Source organism: Limnohabitans sp. Jir72 (genome assembly GCF_003063575.1).
Classification (GTDB): Bacteria; Pseudomonadota; Gammaproteobacteria; order Burkholderiales; family Burkholderiaceae_C; genus Limnohabitans_A.
Map to the genome: position 1 here is coordinate 213554 of NZ_NESC01000001.1, position 15599 is coordinate 229152.

The following is a 15599-nucleotide window of genomic DNA, read 5'->3' on the forward strand; positions in this document are numbered from 1 at the left end:
CTGAAGCTGCCGACCTACAGAGTCACTTAGACGCCTCAATAGCCTGCGGCCACGCCGCTTTTGCGGTTGGCAAACAAGCCGGTGCGGCCTTTGCCTTGGCGTTTGAAACGTTGGCGACGTGCCACTTTGGGATCGACCTTCAGGTCCCGGTACAGCTCAATGCGATCACCTTCGTGCACACGGGCTGTCCACAACACCTTGTGCCCCCAGATGCCTGGGTGCATGAAAGGCAATTTGGCCAGGTCAGCCCCCGACACCTGGGGCAAGCCTGCGGTCAAAACCTGCGCCATCAGCGACTGGACCGTGCTGCCCTCGGGCACTTGCATGGCATGTTCCTGCACCTGGCGAGGCTGCAGGCTCCAGCACAGCGTGATCTGAATCATCGGTTCAGCCATAAACGGCTTCTGCACGCTTGACGAAGGCATCTACTAGGCTGGCCGCGATCTTGTCAAACACCGGTCCGATCAGCGCCGCCAAAGTGGTACTGGAGAAACCGTATTGCAAGTCCAACTCCACCTTGCAGGCCCGCTGCGAGCCATCACCCACGGGCAAAAAGCGCCATGTGCCATTGAGCTTGGAAAACGGCCCCTTGACCAGACTCATGCCCACCGAGCGTCCTGCTTCGTGGATGTTGCGGGTGGTGAAGGTTTGGTGGATGCCGCCCAAGCTGATGCCCACCTCGGCCAGCATGCCCTGCGCATCGCTTTCAAGCACACGCGACTGGTCACACCAAGGCAAAAACTCGGGGTAGCGGGCCACATCGGTGACCAGGCGAAACATTTCCTCAGGGGCATACCAGATGAGGACGGACTTGTGGATATTCTTCATACAATGGTGCGATTGTAGTTTTCCAATTCGGCGCTTTTCTTTACAGCCGTTTGGACTTCCTTGAGAACGGCCTGGCCGTCCCTATCTGTTGACCATGGCCACCACCAAAAAAACAAGCGCTGCCCCCACCTTTGCCAAGATCGCCGAAAACAAAAAGGCGGCCTTCGACTATTTTTTCGAAGAGCGCTACGAGGCAGGCATGGTGCTGGAAGGCTGGGAAGTCAAAGCCATCCGTGAAGGCAAGGTGCAACTGACCGACGGATATGTGGTGATCCGCAACGGCGAGCTGTTCATCATCGGTTGCCTGATCAACCCGCTCAAGACCGCGTCTACCCACATCAACCCGGAAGCCGCACGCACGCGCAAGCTCTTGCTGAACAAGGAAGAGATCAAGCGCCTGATCGGCAAGATCGAGCAAAAGGGCTACACCCTGGTGCCGATCAACCTGCACTGGAAATCAGGCAAGGTCAAATGCGACATCGCGCTGGCCAAGGGCAAGGCCGAGCACGACAAACGCGACACCATCAAGGACCGCGAAGGCAAGCGCGAAGTTGAACGCGCCATGAAGAGTCGCCACCGCTGAATTGAATGTGGGAGCCCCGCGCTCGGAGCGATGAAGCAGCTGAGCTGAGCACAAGCCTTTCGCGGCGGGGGGCGCCGCTCCTACATCAAATCGCGCAGCGGGTGGTGATCTGAAGGCCAAGGGCTGACAAAGAACCGTTCCGCTTCGGATGCATCCACTTCTTCCACTCGCGCAGGCTTCCAGTTCGGCGAGTGGTCTTTGTCTACCGCCAAGGCGCGAATACCTTCGACGGTGTCGCTGTCGCCGACTGCACGCAAGTGGAAGCAGTGGTGCACCATGTCACGCTCCATGCGCAGGTCGTCGGCCAGGCTCATTTGACGCGCACGGCGGATTTGCGCAAGGACAACATGCAGCATCAAAGGCGAGCGGTGACGCAAGGCGTGCGCAGTTTTCTGACTCCACTCGTCGGTCGCCGACTCCAGCTTGTCCAGCATGTCTGAAATGGTGGGCAGACCAAAGACTTCATCGATCTGAGGCTGTGGCGTCAGCTTTTCTGGCGTCATGGCACCTGCTTGGGCCAGCACCCAGCGCTCCACCGATTCAGCATTTTCAAAAGGGCTGCTGATCAAGGTTTGCCAGATCGGCTCCAGCATGCCGCTGGGCAAGGCGATGTCGGCCAGCTTGGCGGCCACGGCCTGTGCCCCCCCCAGCATGTGCCCGGTCAGGCCCAGGTACTCCCCGAGGCGACCTGGACAGCGGCTCAGAAAATAGCCGCCGCCTACATCGGGAAAGAGCCCAATATTGGTTTCGGGCATGGCCATCTTGGTGCGTTCAGTGACCACGCGCACACTGGCGCCTTGGCTGATGCCCATGCCACCGCCCATGACGATGCCGTCCATGAAGGCGATGTAGGGCTTGCTGTAAGTGTGGATCAGGTGGTTGAGGCGGTACTCTTCGGTGAAAAAATCACCCAAGGCAGTGTCGCCTGCATGTGCGGCTTGATGAAAGAAGCGAATGTCGCCGCCTGCACAAAAAGCACCGAAGGGACCCTCTTTGCCCGTGCCGCGAACGGCCACCGCCAACACCTGAGGATTGTCCTGCCATGCGAGCAGCGCCTGGGTCAAAGAACGCACCATGTCGAGCGACAAGGCGTTCAGCGCCTTGGGGCGGTTCAGGGTGATGCAGCCGATGCGGCCTTCAATTTGCGCGATGACATCAGACATTGTTTTGTCTCCAGCCTAACCATTCATTGAGAAGCAAGGCACCCAAGACCAAGGTGCCTCCCAAAAGTACGCTCAGCTGCGGTGTTTCATCAGCGCCCCACCAAGCCAAAGCGATACCAAAAACAATTTCAAGCAAAGCCAGCAACGCCACTTCAGGAGCTTTGAGCACCCGAGCACACACCACCGACAAAGCGCAGGGGATGGCCAATTGAAACAAGCCCAGCATGGCCAGCAAACCCACATCATGAACTGAGGCCTGAAACGGCATGGACAAAGGTAAGGTCAGCAACGTTGACAGGATGGCCCCCAGCATGACCGAGGGCACGAGATCCAGATTTTGGCCTTCGTTCTGACTTTTTTGCACCAGCGTCCATTGCACGGAACCCGCAATGGGCACGCACAGGGCGACCAAAGAACCGATCAGCAAGTGGGGATCGTCCAGACTCAGTTGCGAGCCATACATCCAGCCAATGCCAACGCCAGCCAACACAATCGCCAACCAAGTGCGCCCTGGCAGACGGTGACCCAAAAACACCCGGGTGATCAGCGCCGTCAGCAAAGGCCCCGACGCCATGGTGATCAGCACATTGGCCACAGCGGTCAGGGTGAGCGCCACCATGAAGGCGGTGAACATGACACCCCAGCAAATGCCGGAGGTCCAAAAGTAACGGCTGCGCAAAGGCAGCCGTGACCAAACACTTCGGCCCTGCCACAAAGGCAGGATGACCAGCAAGGACACCACGGTGAAGAAGCTGCGCCAGAAGGTGACTTCAAAGCTGCGCGCTTGCTCCAGATGCCGCGTCACCACACCGGCCATGGACCAGAGGGCAGCGACGCCCACCATGGTCCAGGCGGCCGTGCCGTGCGTTAAACGCATGATCGTCAGCCGATCACTTGTTGCGCTTGCGGTCGCTTTCCTTGAGGAAACGCTTGCGCAGACGCACGCTCTTGGGCGTGATTTCGACCAGTTCGTCGTCCTCGATGAACTCGACGCCGTATTCCAGTGTCAAATCGATGGGAGGCGTGATCTTGATCGCGTCTTCCTTGCCAGACACGCGGAAGTTGGTCAGCTGCTTGGTGCGCGTGGCGTTGACCACCAAGTCGTTGTCACGGCTGTGGATACCCACAATCATGCCTTCGTACACAGGATCGTTCGCCTTGACGAACATGCGACCACGGTCGTCCAGCTTGCCCAGGGCGTAGGTGAAGATTTCACCGTCGTCCATGGAGATCAGCACACCGTTCTTGCGGCCACCGATGTCACCTTTGTGTGGCTCGTAGCCGTCGAAGATGTTGGAGATCAGGCCGGAACCACGGGTCAAGTTCAGGAATTCGTTGGAGAAACCGATCAGGCCACGGGCCGGGATGCGGTATTCCAGACGAACGCGACCACGACCATCGGGTTCCATGTTGACCAACTCGCCTTTGCGCTCGCCCAAGGCTTGCATGACGCCGCCTTGGTGCGTTTCTTCGATGTCGGCAGTGACCAACTCGATAGGCTCATGGCGCTCGCCGTCCACATCACGGAACAGCACGCGAGGCTTGGACACGGCCAATTCGTAACCTTCGCGGCGCATGTTTTCCAAAAGAATAGTCAAGTGCAATTCACCGCGACCCATGACTTCAAAGATACCTTCTTCGTCGGTTTCATTGACGCGCAGGGCCACGTTGTGTTGCAGTTCTTTTTGCAGACGGTCCCAGATTTGACGGCTGGTCACAAACTTGCCTTCACGACCGGCCAATGGCGAGGTGTTCACGCAAAAGTTCATGGTCAGTGTCGGCTCGTCCACTTTCAACATGGGCAGTGGTGCTGGGTTGGCCGGGTCGGTCACGGTCACGCCGATGTTCAGGTCGGCAATGCCGTTGATCAACACGATGTCGCCAGGGCCGGCTTCGGTCACTTGCACGCGGTCCAGACCTTGGAAGGTCAGCACTTGGTTGACGCGGCCTTTGATGGAAGAACCGTCCGGGCCTTCCATGACCACCACGTCCATGTTGGGCTTGATGGTGCCTTGGCTGATGCGGCCCACGCCAATACGACCGACGAATGTCGAGAAGTCGAGCGCCGAAATTTGCAATTGCAGCGGAGCTGTTGGATCGCCTGCGTTGGGCTTGACGTGCTTGAGCACGGTGTTGAACAGGGCCGACATGTCGGGACCCCACTGTTCACCAGGAGCGCCCTCTTCCATCGATGTCCAACCGTTGATACCGGAGGCATACACCACGGGGAAGTCCAGCTGCTCGTCGTTCGCACCGAGTTTGTCAAACAGGTCAAAAGCGGCGTTCACCACTTTGTCGGGGTTCGCACCGGGCTTGTCGACTTTGTTGACCACCACGATGGGCTTGAGACCCAAGGCCAAGGCCTTTTTGGTCACAAAACGGGTTTGAGGCATAGGGCCTTCTTGTGCATCGATCAACAGCACCACGCCGTCGACCATGGACAAAGCACGCTCCACTTCGCCGCCGAAGTCCGCGTGTCCGGGGGTGTCCACGATGTTGATGTGGGTGCCTTCCCAGCTCACGGCACAGTTCTTGGCCAGAATGGTGATGCCACGCTCGCGTTCGATGGCATTGTTGTCCATGACGGTGTCGACCACTTTTTCATGGTCAGCGAAGGTGCCCGACTGACGCAGCAGTTGGTCGACCATGGTGGTTTTACCGTGGTCAACGTGGGCGATGATGGCGATGTTGCGAATTTGCTTGCTCATGCTTTCTCTTCCTTTAAACCTGCTCGGCCAGCAAAGGCACGTTGACAGGTGATTTTTCCAAAATCTGTTGAATTTCGATCGGGCTCAACAATCGACCCGGAATCAATTCGCCGCCACGCACATGTGCTGTTCCCAGCAATGCCCGAGGATGTTCTCCATAGACGGCCACATGATCACAATCAACCCAAGGGCCGCGTCGGCGCACCCCACTCAAAAATCGTCCAGCGTTCTCGCTGTCAAGGCTCACTTGCGTGAACCCCGGCAACAAGGCATCCACCGGCAGCAAAGCGCTCAGGCGCTCAGCTTCATCCATGGCTTCCAGCGCTTGCAGCGTCACGCATTGCGCGGCACCAAAAGGACCGGTTTGCACCCGGCGCAAAGCACTCAGATGGCCCCCACAACCCAGGGCTTGGGCAATGTCCTCACCCAAGGTGCGGATGTAAGTGCCTTTGCTGCAGGCCACACGCAAACGTAAAAAAGGGGCATCCCCTTGCAGTTGCATGTCCAGTAGTTCCAGATCATGGATCACCACCTTGCGCGCTTCGCGCTCAACGGTCTCGCCCTCACGGGCATATTCGTACAAAGCTTTGCCGTCCTTTTTCAAGGCACTGTGCATGGGCGGCACCTGGCTGATCGGGCCCATGAACTGGTCCAGAACTTCCACCACACTACCAGACGAACATGACACTTCACGTGTCTCAATCACTTCGCCCTCTGCGTCAGCGGTGCTGGTCTTCAAGCCCAGCCGCACGGTCGTCTCGTAAACCTTGTCGGCATACAAATGCTGCTGACTGAACTTCGTGGCAGCGCCAAAGCACAAGGGCAATGCCCCCGTGGCCAAGGGGTCCAATGTGCCCGTGTGGCCCGCTTTCTCGGCGCGCAACAACCATTTGGCTTTTTGCAAAGCCTGATTGCTGGACAGTCCCAGCGGTTTGTCGAGCAGCAACACCCCGTGCACAGGGCGCCGCTGCACCCTCGTGCGTGGCGCTGTGTTCATTCTTCTGCGTCTTTTGCCCGTGAAGCCACGGCTTTGGAGATCAAGGCATTCATGTCCGATGCACGCTCAGTGGTGCGGTCAAACATGAAATGCAGTGTGGGCACGGTGTGAATGTGCAAACGCTTGAACAAACCATTGCGCAGAAAGCCAGCTGCAGCGTTCAGGCCTTCCGTCGCCTCTTCGGGGTTGCCCGTCAAGACGCTGAAAAACACTTTCGCATGCGCGTAGTCGGGTGTCACCTCGACCGCGTTGATCGTGACCATGCCCACGCGCGGGTCTTTCAACTCACGCGCAATCAACTCGGCCAGATCCCGCTGGATCTGGTCGGCCACGCGGAAACCGCGGTTCGGCACGGATGAAACCTTCTTACGGGCCATTTACAGCGTTCTCGCAATTTCCTTGACGTCGAAGAATTCGAGTTGATCGCCTTCTTTGATGTCGTTGTAGTTCTTGAGCTTGATACCGCACTCGAAGCCTTCCTTGACTTCGCGCACGTCGTCTTTGAGGCGCTTGAGGGAGTCGAGCTCGCCGGTGTAGATGACCACGTTGTCCCGCAGCAGGCGGAATTTGGCATTGCGGGTGACTTGACCCGAAGTGACCATACAACCTGCAACCGTACCGATCTTGGAAGCCACGAACACGGTCCTGATTTCGGCCATACCCATGATCTCTTCGCGTTGCTCGGGTGCCAGCATGCCGGACATGGCGGCTTTGAGTTCATCCACAGCGTCATAAATGATGTTGTAGTAATGCACGTCAACGCCATTGCCTTCGGCTGTTTTGCGGGCACCTGCATCGGCGCGCACGTTGAAACCGATCACGATGGCCTTGGAGGCGATCGCCAGGTTGATGTCAGACTCGCTGATACCGCCCACACCGGAGTAAACCAACTGGACTTTGACCTCTTCGGTCGACAGCTTGAGCAAGGAAGCACCCAAGGCTTCTTGCGAACCCTGAACGTCGGCCTTGATGATGATCGGCAGCATCTTGACTTCGCCAGCAGACATGTCGGTGAACATGTTCTCCAGCTTGGCCGCTTGTTGCTTGGCCAACTTGGTGTTGCGGAACTTGCCTGCACGGTAAGTGGCGATTTCACGGGCTCGGCGTTCGTCGCCCATCACCATGAATTCGTCACCGGCTTGTGGCACTTCGGTCAAGCCTTGGATCTCGACCGGAATCGAAGGTCCTGCCGACTTGATGGCCGCGCCGTTTTCGTCCAGCATGGCACGAACGCGGCCAAAAGTTTGACCAGCCAACACCACATCGCCAGTGTTCAAGGTACCGGATTGCACCAGGATGGTCGCAACGGGACCGCGGCCCTTGTCCAGACGGGCTTCGATGACCAAACCCTTGGCAGCGGCTTGCACCGGTGCCTTGAGTTCGAGCACTTCAGCCTGCAAGAGCACTTGCTCCAGCAAATCATCGATGCCCATGCCGGTTTTGGCAGACACAGAGACAAAAGGCGACTCACCGCCAAATTCTTCGGGCACGACTTCTTCGGAAATCAGCTCGGCGCGAACGCGCTCGATGTTGGCATCGGGCTTGTCCATCTTGTTGATGGCCACCACGATGGGCACACCGGCCGCTTTGGCGTGCTTGATGGCTTCCTTGGTCTGAGGCATCACGCCGTCGTCACCGGCCACGACCAAGATGACGATGTCGGTGGCTTGCGCACCACGGGCACGCATGGCCGTGAAGGCCTCGTGACCAGGGGTGTCCAGGAAAGAGATCATGCCGCGTGGTGTTTCCACGTGGTAAGCACCAATGTGCTGCGTGATGCCACCGGCTTCACCCGAGGCCACTTTGGCGCGGCGGATGTAATCCAGCAAAGAGGTCTTGCCGTGGTCAACGTGGCCCATGACAGTCACTACCGGGGCGCGTGGCAGCGCCTCGGCATGCTGCTCAGAGACTTCTTCGTCGGTGAAGGCTTCTGGATCGTCCAGCGCCGCGATCACCGCCTTGTGGCCCAGTTCTTCCACCACAATCATGGCGGTATCTTGGTCCAGCGGTTGGTTCATGGTGGCCATCAGGCCCAGTTTCATCAAGTGCTTGATGACCTCGGAAGCCTTGATGGCCATCTTGTGGGCCAACTCGGCCACGGTGATGGTTTCGGGCACGTGCACTTCGAGCACACGCACTTCTTGCGGTGCCGATTGGCCATGCGAATCGTCACGGTCACGCTCATTGCCACGGCGACCGCGAGGACCACCACGCCAGTTGTTGCGACCCACGCCACCACTGCTGTCGCCACGTGTAGGAATGGCTTTCTTCTTGGCCGGGTCGCCTGCCCAGCTGGACGACAACTTGGCAGATTTGACTTCCTTGTTGCCTGCCGGGCCGGTGGCATCACCGGCTTTGGCTGCGGCCGCGCGAGCGCCTGGCGCTGGCGTGCCGGCGGGCTTGTGCAGCGTGCCTTTGACTGCGGCTTTGGGCTCGACCTTGGGTTCTTCTTTTTTCGCGACGAGCACCTTCTTGGGCGCGTTCATCATGGCGCGAATGGCCTCGGCTTCAGCCAGCGCTTTGCGGCGGCGCTCGTCCAAATCGCGGGCTCGAGCAGACTCTTCGTCGGCACGGGCTTTGGACTCGGCAGCGACTTTGGCCGCCGCATCTTCGCGAGCGGCCTGATCGGCCTTGGCCTTTTCGGCCGCTTGTGCAGCCGCTGTTTCTTGCGGAGAAATCGCAGGTGCAGGAGCAATCATAGGCTTGGCTTGCGAGGCATTGATACTGGCCGCTTCGGCGCGCGCCAATTGTTCACGCGCTTCACGGGACAAAACCGGTTTGGCTGCAGCCGTTTGTGCCGTTACTTGTGCCGTTACTTGTGCGGCTGCCAGTGCAGCGGCCTGAGCCTCGGCTTGGGCTTTTTGCTCCTGTGCCAACACCTGAGCACGTTGCTCGGCCTCTTGGGCTTCACGCAAACGGCGTTTTTCCGCCAATTCCTCTTCCTGACGGCGAATCAATTCGGCTTGACGGCGGGCTTCTTCTTCTCGACGGGTCAACTCGGCATGGTCAATGACCGGCTCTTGAGGTTCCTCAACAACCGGCGCAACATCGTCGTCACGCTTGATCAGCGTGCGCTTTTTACGCACTTCAACCTGAATCGTACGGGCTTTGCCTGTGGAGTCGGCTTGCTTGATCTCGCTGGTCGATTTCTTGACCAAGGTGATCTTCTTGCGATCCCCGGCTTGGGTGCCGTGGCTGATTTGCAAATAGCTCAAGAGCTTTTGCTTATCGCTGTCGTTCAGGGTATCGCTGTCCGATGTTTTGGCTACGCCTGCTGCGCTCAATTGCTGCAACAAGACATCGGCGGATTTTTTGAGTTCATTGGCGAACTCGGCAACTGTGGTGCTGGACATAATGGTGTTCAAGCCTCCGTTAACTTCAGGCCTGGCCTGCGAACCAATGTTCGCGGGCTTTCATGATCAGGGCGGTGGCATCTTCGGCGGATTGAGCAGTGATATCGGTCAATTCGTCGGTGGCCAGATCAGCCAGGTCGTCACGGGTATGAACACCCGCTTCCACCAGCTTGGAAATCAGCTCAGGCGTCAAGCCTGGCAGGTCACGCAGGTCTTGAGAGACGTCTTCAACACTCTCTTCACGCGCAATCTCTAAGGTCAACAAAGCGTCTTTGGCGCGTGAGCGCAGCTCGTTGATCGTGTCTTCGTCAAAGCTTTCGATCTCCAGCATTTCCTGAATGGGCACATAGGCCACTTCTTCCAAGCTGGTGAAACCTTCTTCGATCAGGATATCGGCGATTTCCTGGTCAACATCCAGCTTTTCCATGAACAGCTGGCGGATGCCAGAGCTTTCCTCGGCTTGCTTTTGGGCCGATTCGGCGGCGTCCATGATGTTGATCTTCCAGCCGGTCAGGTCGGAAGCCAAGCGAACGTTTTGACCGCCGCGACCAATCGCGATCGCCAGGTTTTCTTCGTCCACCACCACATCCATGGCGTGCTTTTCTTCGTCCACCACGATGGACTGCACATTGGCCGGGGCCAGAGCGCCAATCACGAATTGGGCGGGGTCTTCGCTCCACAACACGATGTCCACGCGCTCGCCAGCGAGTTCGTTGGTCACGGCATTCACGCGGGTGCCACGCACGCCAACGCAAGTGCCGATGGGGTCCACACGCTTGTCGTGTGAGAGCACGGCAATCTTGGCGCGCGAGCCGGGGTCACGGGCGCAAGTTTTGATTTCCAACAAGCCCTGCTCGATCTCAGGCACTTCTTGGCGGAACAGCTCGATCATGAATTCAGGGGCCGAACGCGACAAGATGATCGGCGCACCGCGCAAGGTCAGGTCCACGTCCATGATCATGGCGCGCACGCGGTCACCACTGCGCAGGTTTTCTTTGGGAATCATCTCGCTGCGGCGCAGACGGCCCTCAACGCGACCTGCTTCACAGATGAGGTCGCCCTTGTCCATGCGTTTGACGGTGCCGACAAAGATTTTTTCGCCACGTGACATGAAGTCGTTCAGCAGCATTTCACGCTCGGCATCACGAATCTTCTGCAAGATCACCTGCTTGGCCGCCATGGCACCAATACGGCCAATGGGCAAAGACTCGATAGGCTCTTCGATGTACTCATCGACCTCAATGTCGGGGATTTGCTCTTTGGCTTCAAACAACAGGATTTCCTGCTCTGGCAATTGCAAGCCCGCTTCATCGGGCACCACGTGCCAGCGACGAAAGGTTTCGTAACTGCCACTGTCGCGGTCAACCGCAACGCGGATGTCCACTTCGCCCGAATACAGCTTTTTGGTGGCTTGGGCCAAAGCGGCCTCCACAGCACCAAACACCACGTCGCGCTCTACGTTCTTTTCACGTGAGATGGCATCGACCAACATCAACATTTCGCGATTCATGACTCGACTCTCCTGTTCCATTGGGACTTGTGATTCAGCCCCGATTCAAATATTCAAAAAGCTACCGCAAGGGTCAAGCTTGCGCCTTGGACTTGCGCCCTTTGAAATCCACCACGGGCGCCAAACGGGCCTCGCGCAATTCGTCCAGCCTGAAACCCAACGCGTGCAAAGGCGCGGGAACTCGTTTTTTGCTGATCCGTTGACCTGGTTTGACAGCAGGCTCATCGCTCCAGACGATTTGCCAGCCAGCACCTGTGGCGTCACGCTCGAGCGTGCCGCGAAATTTTTTACGACTCGCACTGACCATGCCTTGTGCGCTTTCACCCATGGGGGCTTTGAGCGTCAGGTCGATCAACTCGCCCACAAAACGTTCAAAGTCTTTGTCGTGGCGCAACGGCCGGTCAATGCCGGGGGATGAAATTTCAAGCCGGTTGTAGGTCACGCCATCGACTTCGAGGGCGAACTGCAACTGCCGATTGACTTTTTCGCAGTCTTCCACTGTGATGAAAGCATCTGAACCAGGCTGCCATGGCCAATCGATGGTGATGCGCAGCAAACCGCCCGCAGTGCGGTCAATTTCGACCAGGTCGTAGCCCAAGCCGATCACGGTTTCTTCAACGATTTGTTGCAATGCCACAGAACTTCGAAATGTCAAACGTAAAAATGAAAGACCAAAAAAAACGGGCGGTGAAAACCCGCCCGTTTGGTCGTGAAGCCAGTATTCTATCTGAAAAATGCGCTAAGTGTGTGATTTTCAAGGAAAACAAGTCCTTTGAAGCGCCTAGATTTGGATGATCAAGGGAAAGCGTCCAGCAAAGTACGCGTGTAGGGGTGTTCAGGCCTGTTAAGCACCTGCGGTGCAGGGCCTGCCTCCACCACTTGACCGGCCTGCAAAACCAGAATCTCATGCGCCATCGCGCGCAGCACATCGACATCGTGTGTGATCAACAAATAGGCCATGCCCCGGGTTTTCTGCAAATCCTGCAGCAAAGCCAGGATTTGCTGCTGGACGGTGACATCCAAGGCGCTGGTGGGCTCGTCCAGCACCAACAACATGGGAGTGACCACCAAAGCGCGGGCCAGCGCAATGCGCTGGCGCTGCCCGCCCGAAAAAGCATGCGGATAGCGGTTAAGCACATCGGGGAACGCCGCCACAGGCAGCCCCACCTCGCCCAAGGTGGCCAGCACCTGCTGCTCAATTTCAGCCGCAGACCATTGTGGATGGTGCAGTCGCAGACCTTCCGAAACGATCTCGCCGACTGTCATACGAGGCGACAAACTGCCAAAGGGGTCCTGGAACACCACCTGGACTTGCGCCCGCAAGGCGCGGTCATGCGATGGCGAGCCCGACCAGGTTCGCCCTGAAAAGCGCACACCCCCCTCAAACGGTATCAAGCCCAACACCGCCTGGGCCAGGCTGGACTTGCCAGAACCGGACTCGCCCATGACCCCCAAGGTCATGCCGGGACGGACTTCAAAATCGGTGTCCTGCAAGGCGGTGAAGCGGCGCGGCTTGAACCAACTGCGAAAGCCACCGCCCGCCATGGGGTAATGGATGGCCAAGGCCTTGACTTGCAGCAAAGGCAACAACGCCAGATCAGCTTGGGCCAAACCCGCCCGGCTAGGGCGGCTGTCCAGCAGTTTGCGGGTATAGGCGTGCTGAGGCTTGGCAAACAGCTGCGCCATTGGCCCCTGCTCCACCAGTCGGCCTTTTTCCATGACGGCCACCCGATCGGCAAAATGCCGCACCAAGGACAAGTCGTGCGTGATCAAAAGCACCGCCATGCCGGTCTTGCGCTGCAAGTGCCCCAGCAACGCCAGCATTTGCAGGCGCAAGCTGGCATCCAAAGCCGTGGTCGGTTCATCGGCCAACAGCAATTTGGGCTCGCACGCCAGGGCCATGGCCATCATGGCCCGCTGCCGCTGACCGCCCGACAGCTGATGGGGGTAGGCGTCAAAACGGCGCTCAGGATCGTCGATACCGGTGTCTGCCAACAACTCGACCGCGCGGGCCTTGGCGGCATTCGGGCGCAAGGCCTTTTTCAGCTCGAGCACTTCTGTGATTTGTTGCCCCACCGTGAGCACAGGGTTCAAGGCCGTCATGGGCTCTTGAAAAATCATGGCGATCTCGTCACCGCGAATGCGCTGCATGTCGGCCGAGGACTTTTGAATCAGGTCCTCGCCTTGCCAAAGCACCTGGCCCGACAGTCTGGCCGATTCCATCAAACGCAAGATCGACAAAGCAGTGACCGATTTGCCAGAACCCGACTCGCCCACCAGGGCCAGACGCTCGCCCGATTGGATGGTCAGATCCACACCGTGCACGACGGCACTGTCGCCAAACCGGACGCTGAAGTCTTTCAGTTGCAACAAGGGGCTGTTCACGATTGCGCCTTTCGCGGGTCCAGGGCGTCGCGCAGAGCATCTCCCATGAAGGTCAGCAAGAGCAAGGTGACCACCAGCACGCCGAAGGTGGAAATCGAAATCCACCAGGCGTCAATGTTGTTTTTGCCTTGTGCCAGCAACTCGCCCAAAGACGGCGTGCCCGGCGGCACACCCAGGCCCAGAAAATCCAGCGAGGTCAAAGCCAAAATTGCACCGCTCATGCGAAACGGCAAGAAGGTGACCACAGGCGTCATGCTGTTGGGCAGCACATGACGCCAGATGATCTGTGCATGGCCCAGGCCGAGCGCTCTGGCCGACTTGACGTAGTCGAGCTGGCGGTTGCGCAGGAATTCGGCCCGCACATAGTCGGACAAGCCCATCCAGCCAAACAGGCTGAGCAAGACAAGCAGCAAACCCACACTGGGCTCGAACACCGCAGAGAAGATGATGAGCAAATAAAGCTCCGGCATGGCGCTCCAGACCTCGATGAAGCGCTGGAACACCAAATCGATCTTGCCCGCAAAAAAGCCCTGCACCGCCCCCGTGAGCACACCCAGCAGCACGCCAAAAATGGTCAGGGCCAGGGCAAACAAAACCGAGATGCGAAAGCCATAAATCAGGCGCGCCAGCACATCGCGCCCGCGGTCATCCGTGCCCAGCCAGTTGCGTGAGGTCGGAGGTGCCGGGTTGGGCAATGGCGCAAAGTAGTCCAGCGTGCTGTGGTGGTAAGGGTTGGGTGCCTTGAGCACCCAATTGTCCGCTGCTTGCAATTGTTTCTGAATGAAGGGGTCAAGGTAATCGGTGGGCGTTTCAAAGTCCCCGCCAAAAACCTTTTCAGGCAAAGTCTGCACCACCGGAAAATACCAATGGCCTTGGTAGCGCACCAGCAAGGGTTTGTCGTTGGACAAAAATTCGGCGCACAAGCTGAGCACAAAAAAGACCATGAAAATGACCAGACTGCCATAGCCCAGACGGTTGTGCTTGAAACGCAACCAGGCACGGCGTGCAGGGGACATCTGAGGGCTGGCGATTGTCATTTGTCGAACTTCACGCGGGGGTCAACCCAGAGGTAACACAGATCGCTGATCAGTTTGGTCACCAGACCGATCAAGGTGAACAGGTACAAAGTGCCCAGCACCACCGGGTAGTCCCTGCGGATCACCGCCTCGTAGCTGAGCAGGCCCAGGCCGTCCAAAGAAAACAGTGTCTCGATCAGCAGCGATCCGGTGAAAAAAGCCCCGATGAAGGCCGCAGGAAAACCCGTCACCAAAGGGATCAGCGCATTGCGCATGACATGGCGGTACAGCACACGGCGCTCACTCAGGCCCTTGGCGCGGGCGGTCAGCACATATTGCTTGCGGATTTCCTCGAGGAAGGCGTTCTTGGTCAGCATGGTGATGACGGCAAAAGCACCCAACACACTGGCCGTGACGGGCAAGGCGATGTGCCACAAATAATCGGTCACCTGGGCACCCCAGCTCAGTTGCGACCAGTTGGACGAGGTCAGCCCCCGCAGCGGAAACCATTGCAACTGCCCGCCAAAAATCACCAACAGCGCCACGCCCAAAACAAAGCCGGGTATGGCGTAACCCACCAACACCAGCAAGCTGGTCAGCGTGTCAAAGCGCGAGCCCGCCCGCACCGCCTTGGCAATGCCCAGCGGCACGGACACCAGGTAACTCAAGAAGAATGTCCACAGCCCCAAGCTGATGGACACTGGCAACTTCTCCCGGATCAGGCTCCAGACATCCTTGGGGTAGAAAAAACTCTTGCCCAAATCAAAGCGTGCAAACTGCTTGAGCATCATCCAAAAGCGCTCAGCGGGCGGCTTGTCAAACCCATACAAGGTCTTGATTTCGGCAATCCGTGCCGCGTCCACGCCCTGCCTGCCCCGGTAACCGCTGCCCGAGGTGGTGGCACCCTCCCCGCCCGAATCACGGCCTTGCAGTTGGGCCACCATCTGCTCCACGGGGCCACCCGGCACAAACTGGATGACCACAAAGGTCATCAGCAACACGCCCAGCAAAGTCGGGACCATGAGCAACAAGCGTTTGACGATGTAGGCGAACATG

Annotated in this window: 14 protein-coding genes; 1 reads left to right on the top strand and 13 read right to left on the bottom strand. The window is 58.2% G+C overall.

Going from position 1 to position 15599, the window contains the following annotated elements:
* Positions 1 to 35 precede the first annotated feature (35 nt).
* Positions 36 to 395, bottom strand: coding sequence for an RnfH family protein (locus tag B9Z52_RS00850; RefSeq protein WP_108411976.1), 360 nt, complete (start codon positions 393 to 395; stop codon positions 36 to 38).
* The gene (locus B9Z52_RS00855; protein WP_108411977.1) at positions 388 to 828 is read right to left on the bottom strand and encodes a type II toxin-antitoxin system RatA family toxin; all 441 of its coding nucleotides are present in this window, start codon (positions 826 to 828) and stop codon (positions 388 to 390) included. The genes B9Z52_RS00850 and B9Z52_RS00855 overlap by 8 nt, the downstream gene beginning before the upstream one ends.
* Positions 829 to 922: 94 nt before the next feature.
* On the opposite strand from B9Z52_RS00855, the gene smpB reads away from it, so the two are divergent.
* Positions 923 to 1411, top strand: a complete 489-nt coding sequence (gene smpB / locus B9Z52_RS00860) for an SsrA-binding protein SmpB (protein ID WP_108322627.1) — start codon at positions 923 to 925, stop codon at positions 1409 to 1411.
* A gap of 80 nt (positions 1412 to 1491) precedes the next feature.
* On the opposite strand, the gene B9Z52_RS00865 is transcribed toward smpB, so the two are convergent.
* The 11 genes from B9Z52_RS00865 to B9Z52_RS00915 all read right to left on the bottom strand — a co-directional run bounded on the left by B9Z52_RS00865 (position 1492) and on the right by B9Z52_RS00915 (position 15598).
* Entirely contained in the window at positions 1492 to 2574 is a 1083-nt protein-coding gene (locus B9Z52_RS00865; RefSeq protein WP_108411978.1) for an enoyl-CoA hydratase/isomerase family protein, read from the bottom strand.
* Positions 2567 to 3451, bottom strand: a complete 885-nt coding sequence (locus B9Z52_RS00870) for a DMT family transporter (protein WP_108411979.1) — start codon at positions 3449 to 3451, stop codon at positions 2567 to 2569. The genes B9Z52_RS00865 and B9Z52_RS00870 overlap by 8 nt, the downstream gene beginning before the upstream one ends.
* Before the next feature lie 13 nt (positions 3452 to 3464).
* Positions 3465 to 5282, bottom strand: coding sequence for a translational GTPase TypA (gene typA / locus B9Z52_RS00875; protein ID WP_108411980.1), 1818 nt, complete (start codon positions 5280 to 5282; stop codon positions 3465 to 3467).
* A gap of 13 nt (positions 5283 to 5295) precedes the next feature.
* Complete coding sequence (truB, locus tag B9Z52_RS00880) at positions 5296 to 6279, bottom strand: tRNA pseudouridine(55) synthase TruB (protein WP_108411981.1); 984 nt, start codon at positions 6277 to 6279, stop codon at positions 5296 to 5298.
* The gene (gene rbfA, locus B9Z52_RS00885) at positions 6276 to 6656 is read right to left on the bottom strand and encodes a 30S ribosome-binding factor RbfA (protein ID WP_108411982.1); all 381 of its coding nucleotides are present in this window, start codon (positions 6654 to 6656) and stop codon (positions 6276 to 6278) included. Before rbfA ends, truB begins: the two co-directional genes overlap by 4 nt.
* On the bottom strand, positions 6657 to 9632 hold the full coding sequence (infB, locus tag B9Z52_RS00890) for a translation initiation factor IF-2 (RefSeq protein WP_108411983.1): 2976 nt from the start codon (positions 9630 to 9632) through the stop codon (positions 6657 to 6659).
* 25 nt (positions 9633 to 9657) lie between these two features.
* Positions 9658 to 11142, bottom strand: a complete 1485-nt coding sequence (gene nusA / locus B9Z52_RS00895; RefSeq protein ID WP_108411984.1) for a transcription termination factor NusA — start codon at positions 11140 to 11142, stop codon at positions 9658 to 9660.
* Positions 11143 to 11215: 73 nt separating this feature from the next.
* On the bottom strand, positions 11216 to 11779 hold the full coding sequence (gene rimP, locus B9Z52_RS00900; RefSeq protein ID WP_108411985.1) for a ribosome maturation factor RimP: 564 nt from the start codon (positions 11777 to 11779) through the stop codon (positions 11216 to 11218).
* 158 nt (positions 11780 to 11937) lie between these two features.
* A complete protein-coding gene (locus B9Z52_RS00905; RefSeq protein WP_108411986.1) occupies positions 11938 to 13527 on the bottom strand; it encodes an ABC transporter ATP-binding protein in 1590 nt (529 codons plus the stop codon).
* Positions 13524 to 14564, bottom strand: coding sequence for an ABC transporter permease (locus B9Z52_RS00910; protein ID WP_108411987.1), 1041 nt, complete (start codon positions 14562 to 14564; stop codon positions 13524 to 13526). The genes B9Z52_RS00905 and B9Z52_RS00910 overlap by 4 nt, the downstream gene beginning before the upstream one ends.
* Positions 14561 to 15598, bottom strand: a complete 1038-nt coding sequence (locus B9Z52_RS00915; RefSeq protein WP_108411988.1) for a microcin C ABC transporter permease YejB — start codon at positions 15596 to 15598, stop codon at positions 14561 to 14563. The genes B9Z52_RS00910 and B9Z52_RS00915 overlap by 4 nt, the downstream gene beginning before the upstream one ends.
* Between the last annotated feature and the right edge of the window lies 1 nt (position 15599).

What these genes read in the sequence shown, in the direction of transcription:
- B9Z52_RS00870 (WP_108411979.1), bottom strand. Translation starts at nt 3,451, where the DNA reads ATGCGTTTAACGCACGGCACGGCCGCCTGGACCATGGTGGGCGTCGCT.
- B9Z52_RS00910 (WP_108411987.1), bottom strand. Translation starts at nt 14,564, where the DNA reads ATGACAATCGCCAGCCCTCAGATGTCCCCTGCACGCCGTGCCTGGTTG.
- B9Z52_RS00865 (WP_108411978.1), bottom strand. Translation starts at nt 2,574, where the DNA reads ATGTCTGATGTCATCGCGCAAATTGAAGGCCGCATCGGCTGCATCACC.
- B9Z52_RS00915 (WP_108411988.1), bottom strand. Translation starts at nt 15,598, where the DNA reads ATGTTCGCCTACATCGTCAAACGCTTGTTGCTCATGGTCCCGACTTTG.
- B9Z52_RS00855 (WP_108411977.1), bottom strand. Translation starts at nt 828, where the DNA reads ATGAAGAATATCCACAAGTCCGTCCTCATCTGGTATGCCCCTGAGGAA.
- infB (WP_108411983.1), bottom strand. Translation starts at nt 9,632, where the DNA reads ATGTCCAGCACCACAGTTGCCGAGTTCGCCAATGAACTCAAAAAATCC.
- rbfA (WP_108411982.1), bottom strand. Translation starts at nt 6,656, where the DNA reads ATGGCCCGTAAGAAGGTTTCATCCGTGCCGAACCGCGGTTTCCGCGTG.
- truB (WP_108411981.1), bottom strand. Translation starts at nt 6,279, where the DNA reads ATGAACACAGCGCCACGCACGAGGGTGCAGCGGCGCCCTGTGCACGGG.
- nusA (WP_108411984.1), bottom strand. Translation starts at nt 11,142, where the DNA reads ATGAATCGCGAAATGTTGATGTTGGTCGATGCCATCTCACGTGAAAAG.
- smpB (WP_108322627.1), top strand. Translation starts at nt 923, where the DNA reads ATGGCCACCACCAAAAAAACAAGCGCTGCCCCCACCTTTGCCAAGATC.
- typA (WP_108411980.1), bottom strand. Translation starts at nt 5,282, where the DNA reads ATGAGCAAGCAAATTCGCAACATCGCCATCATCGCCCACGTTGACCAC.
- B9Z52_RS00850 (WP_108411976.1), bottom strand. Translation starts at nt 395, where the DNA reads ATGGCTGAACCGATGATTCAGATCACGCTGTGCTGGAGCCTGCAGCCT.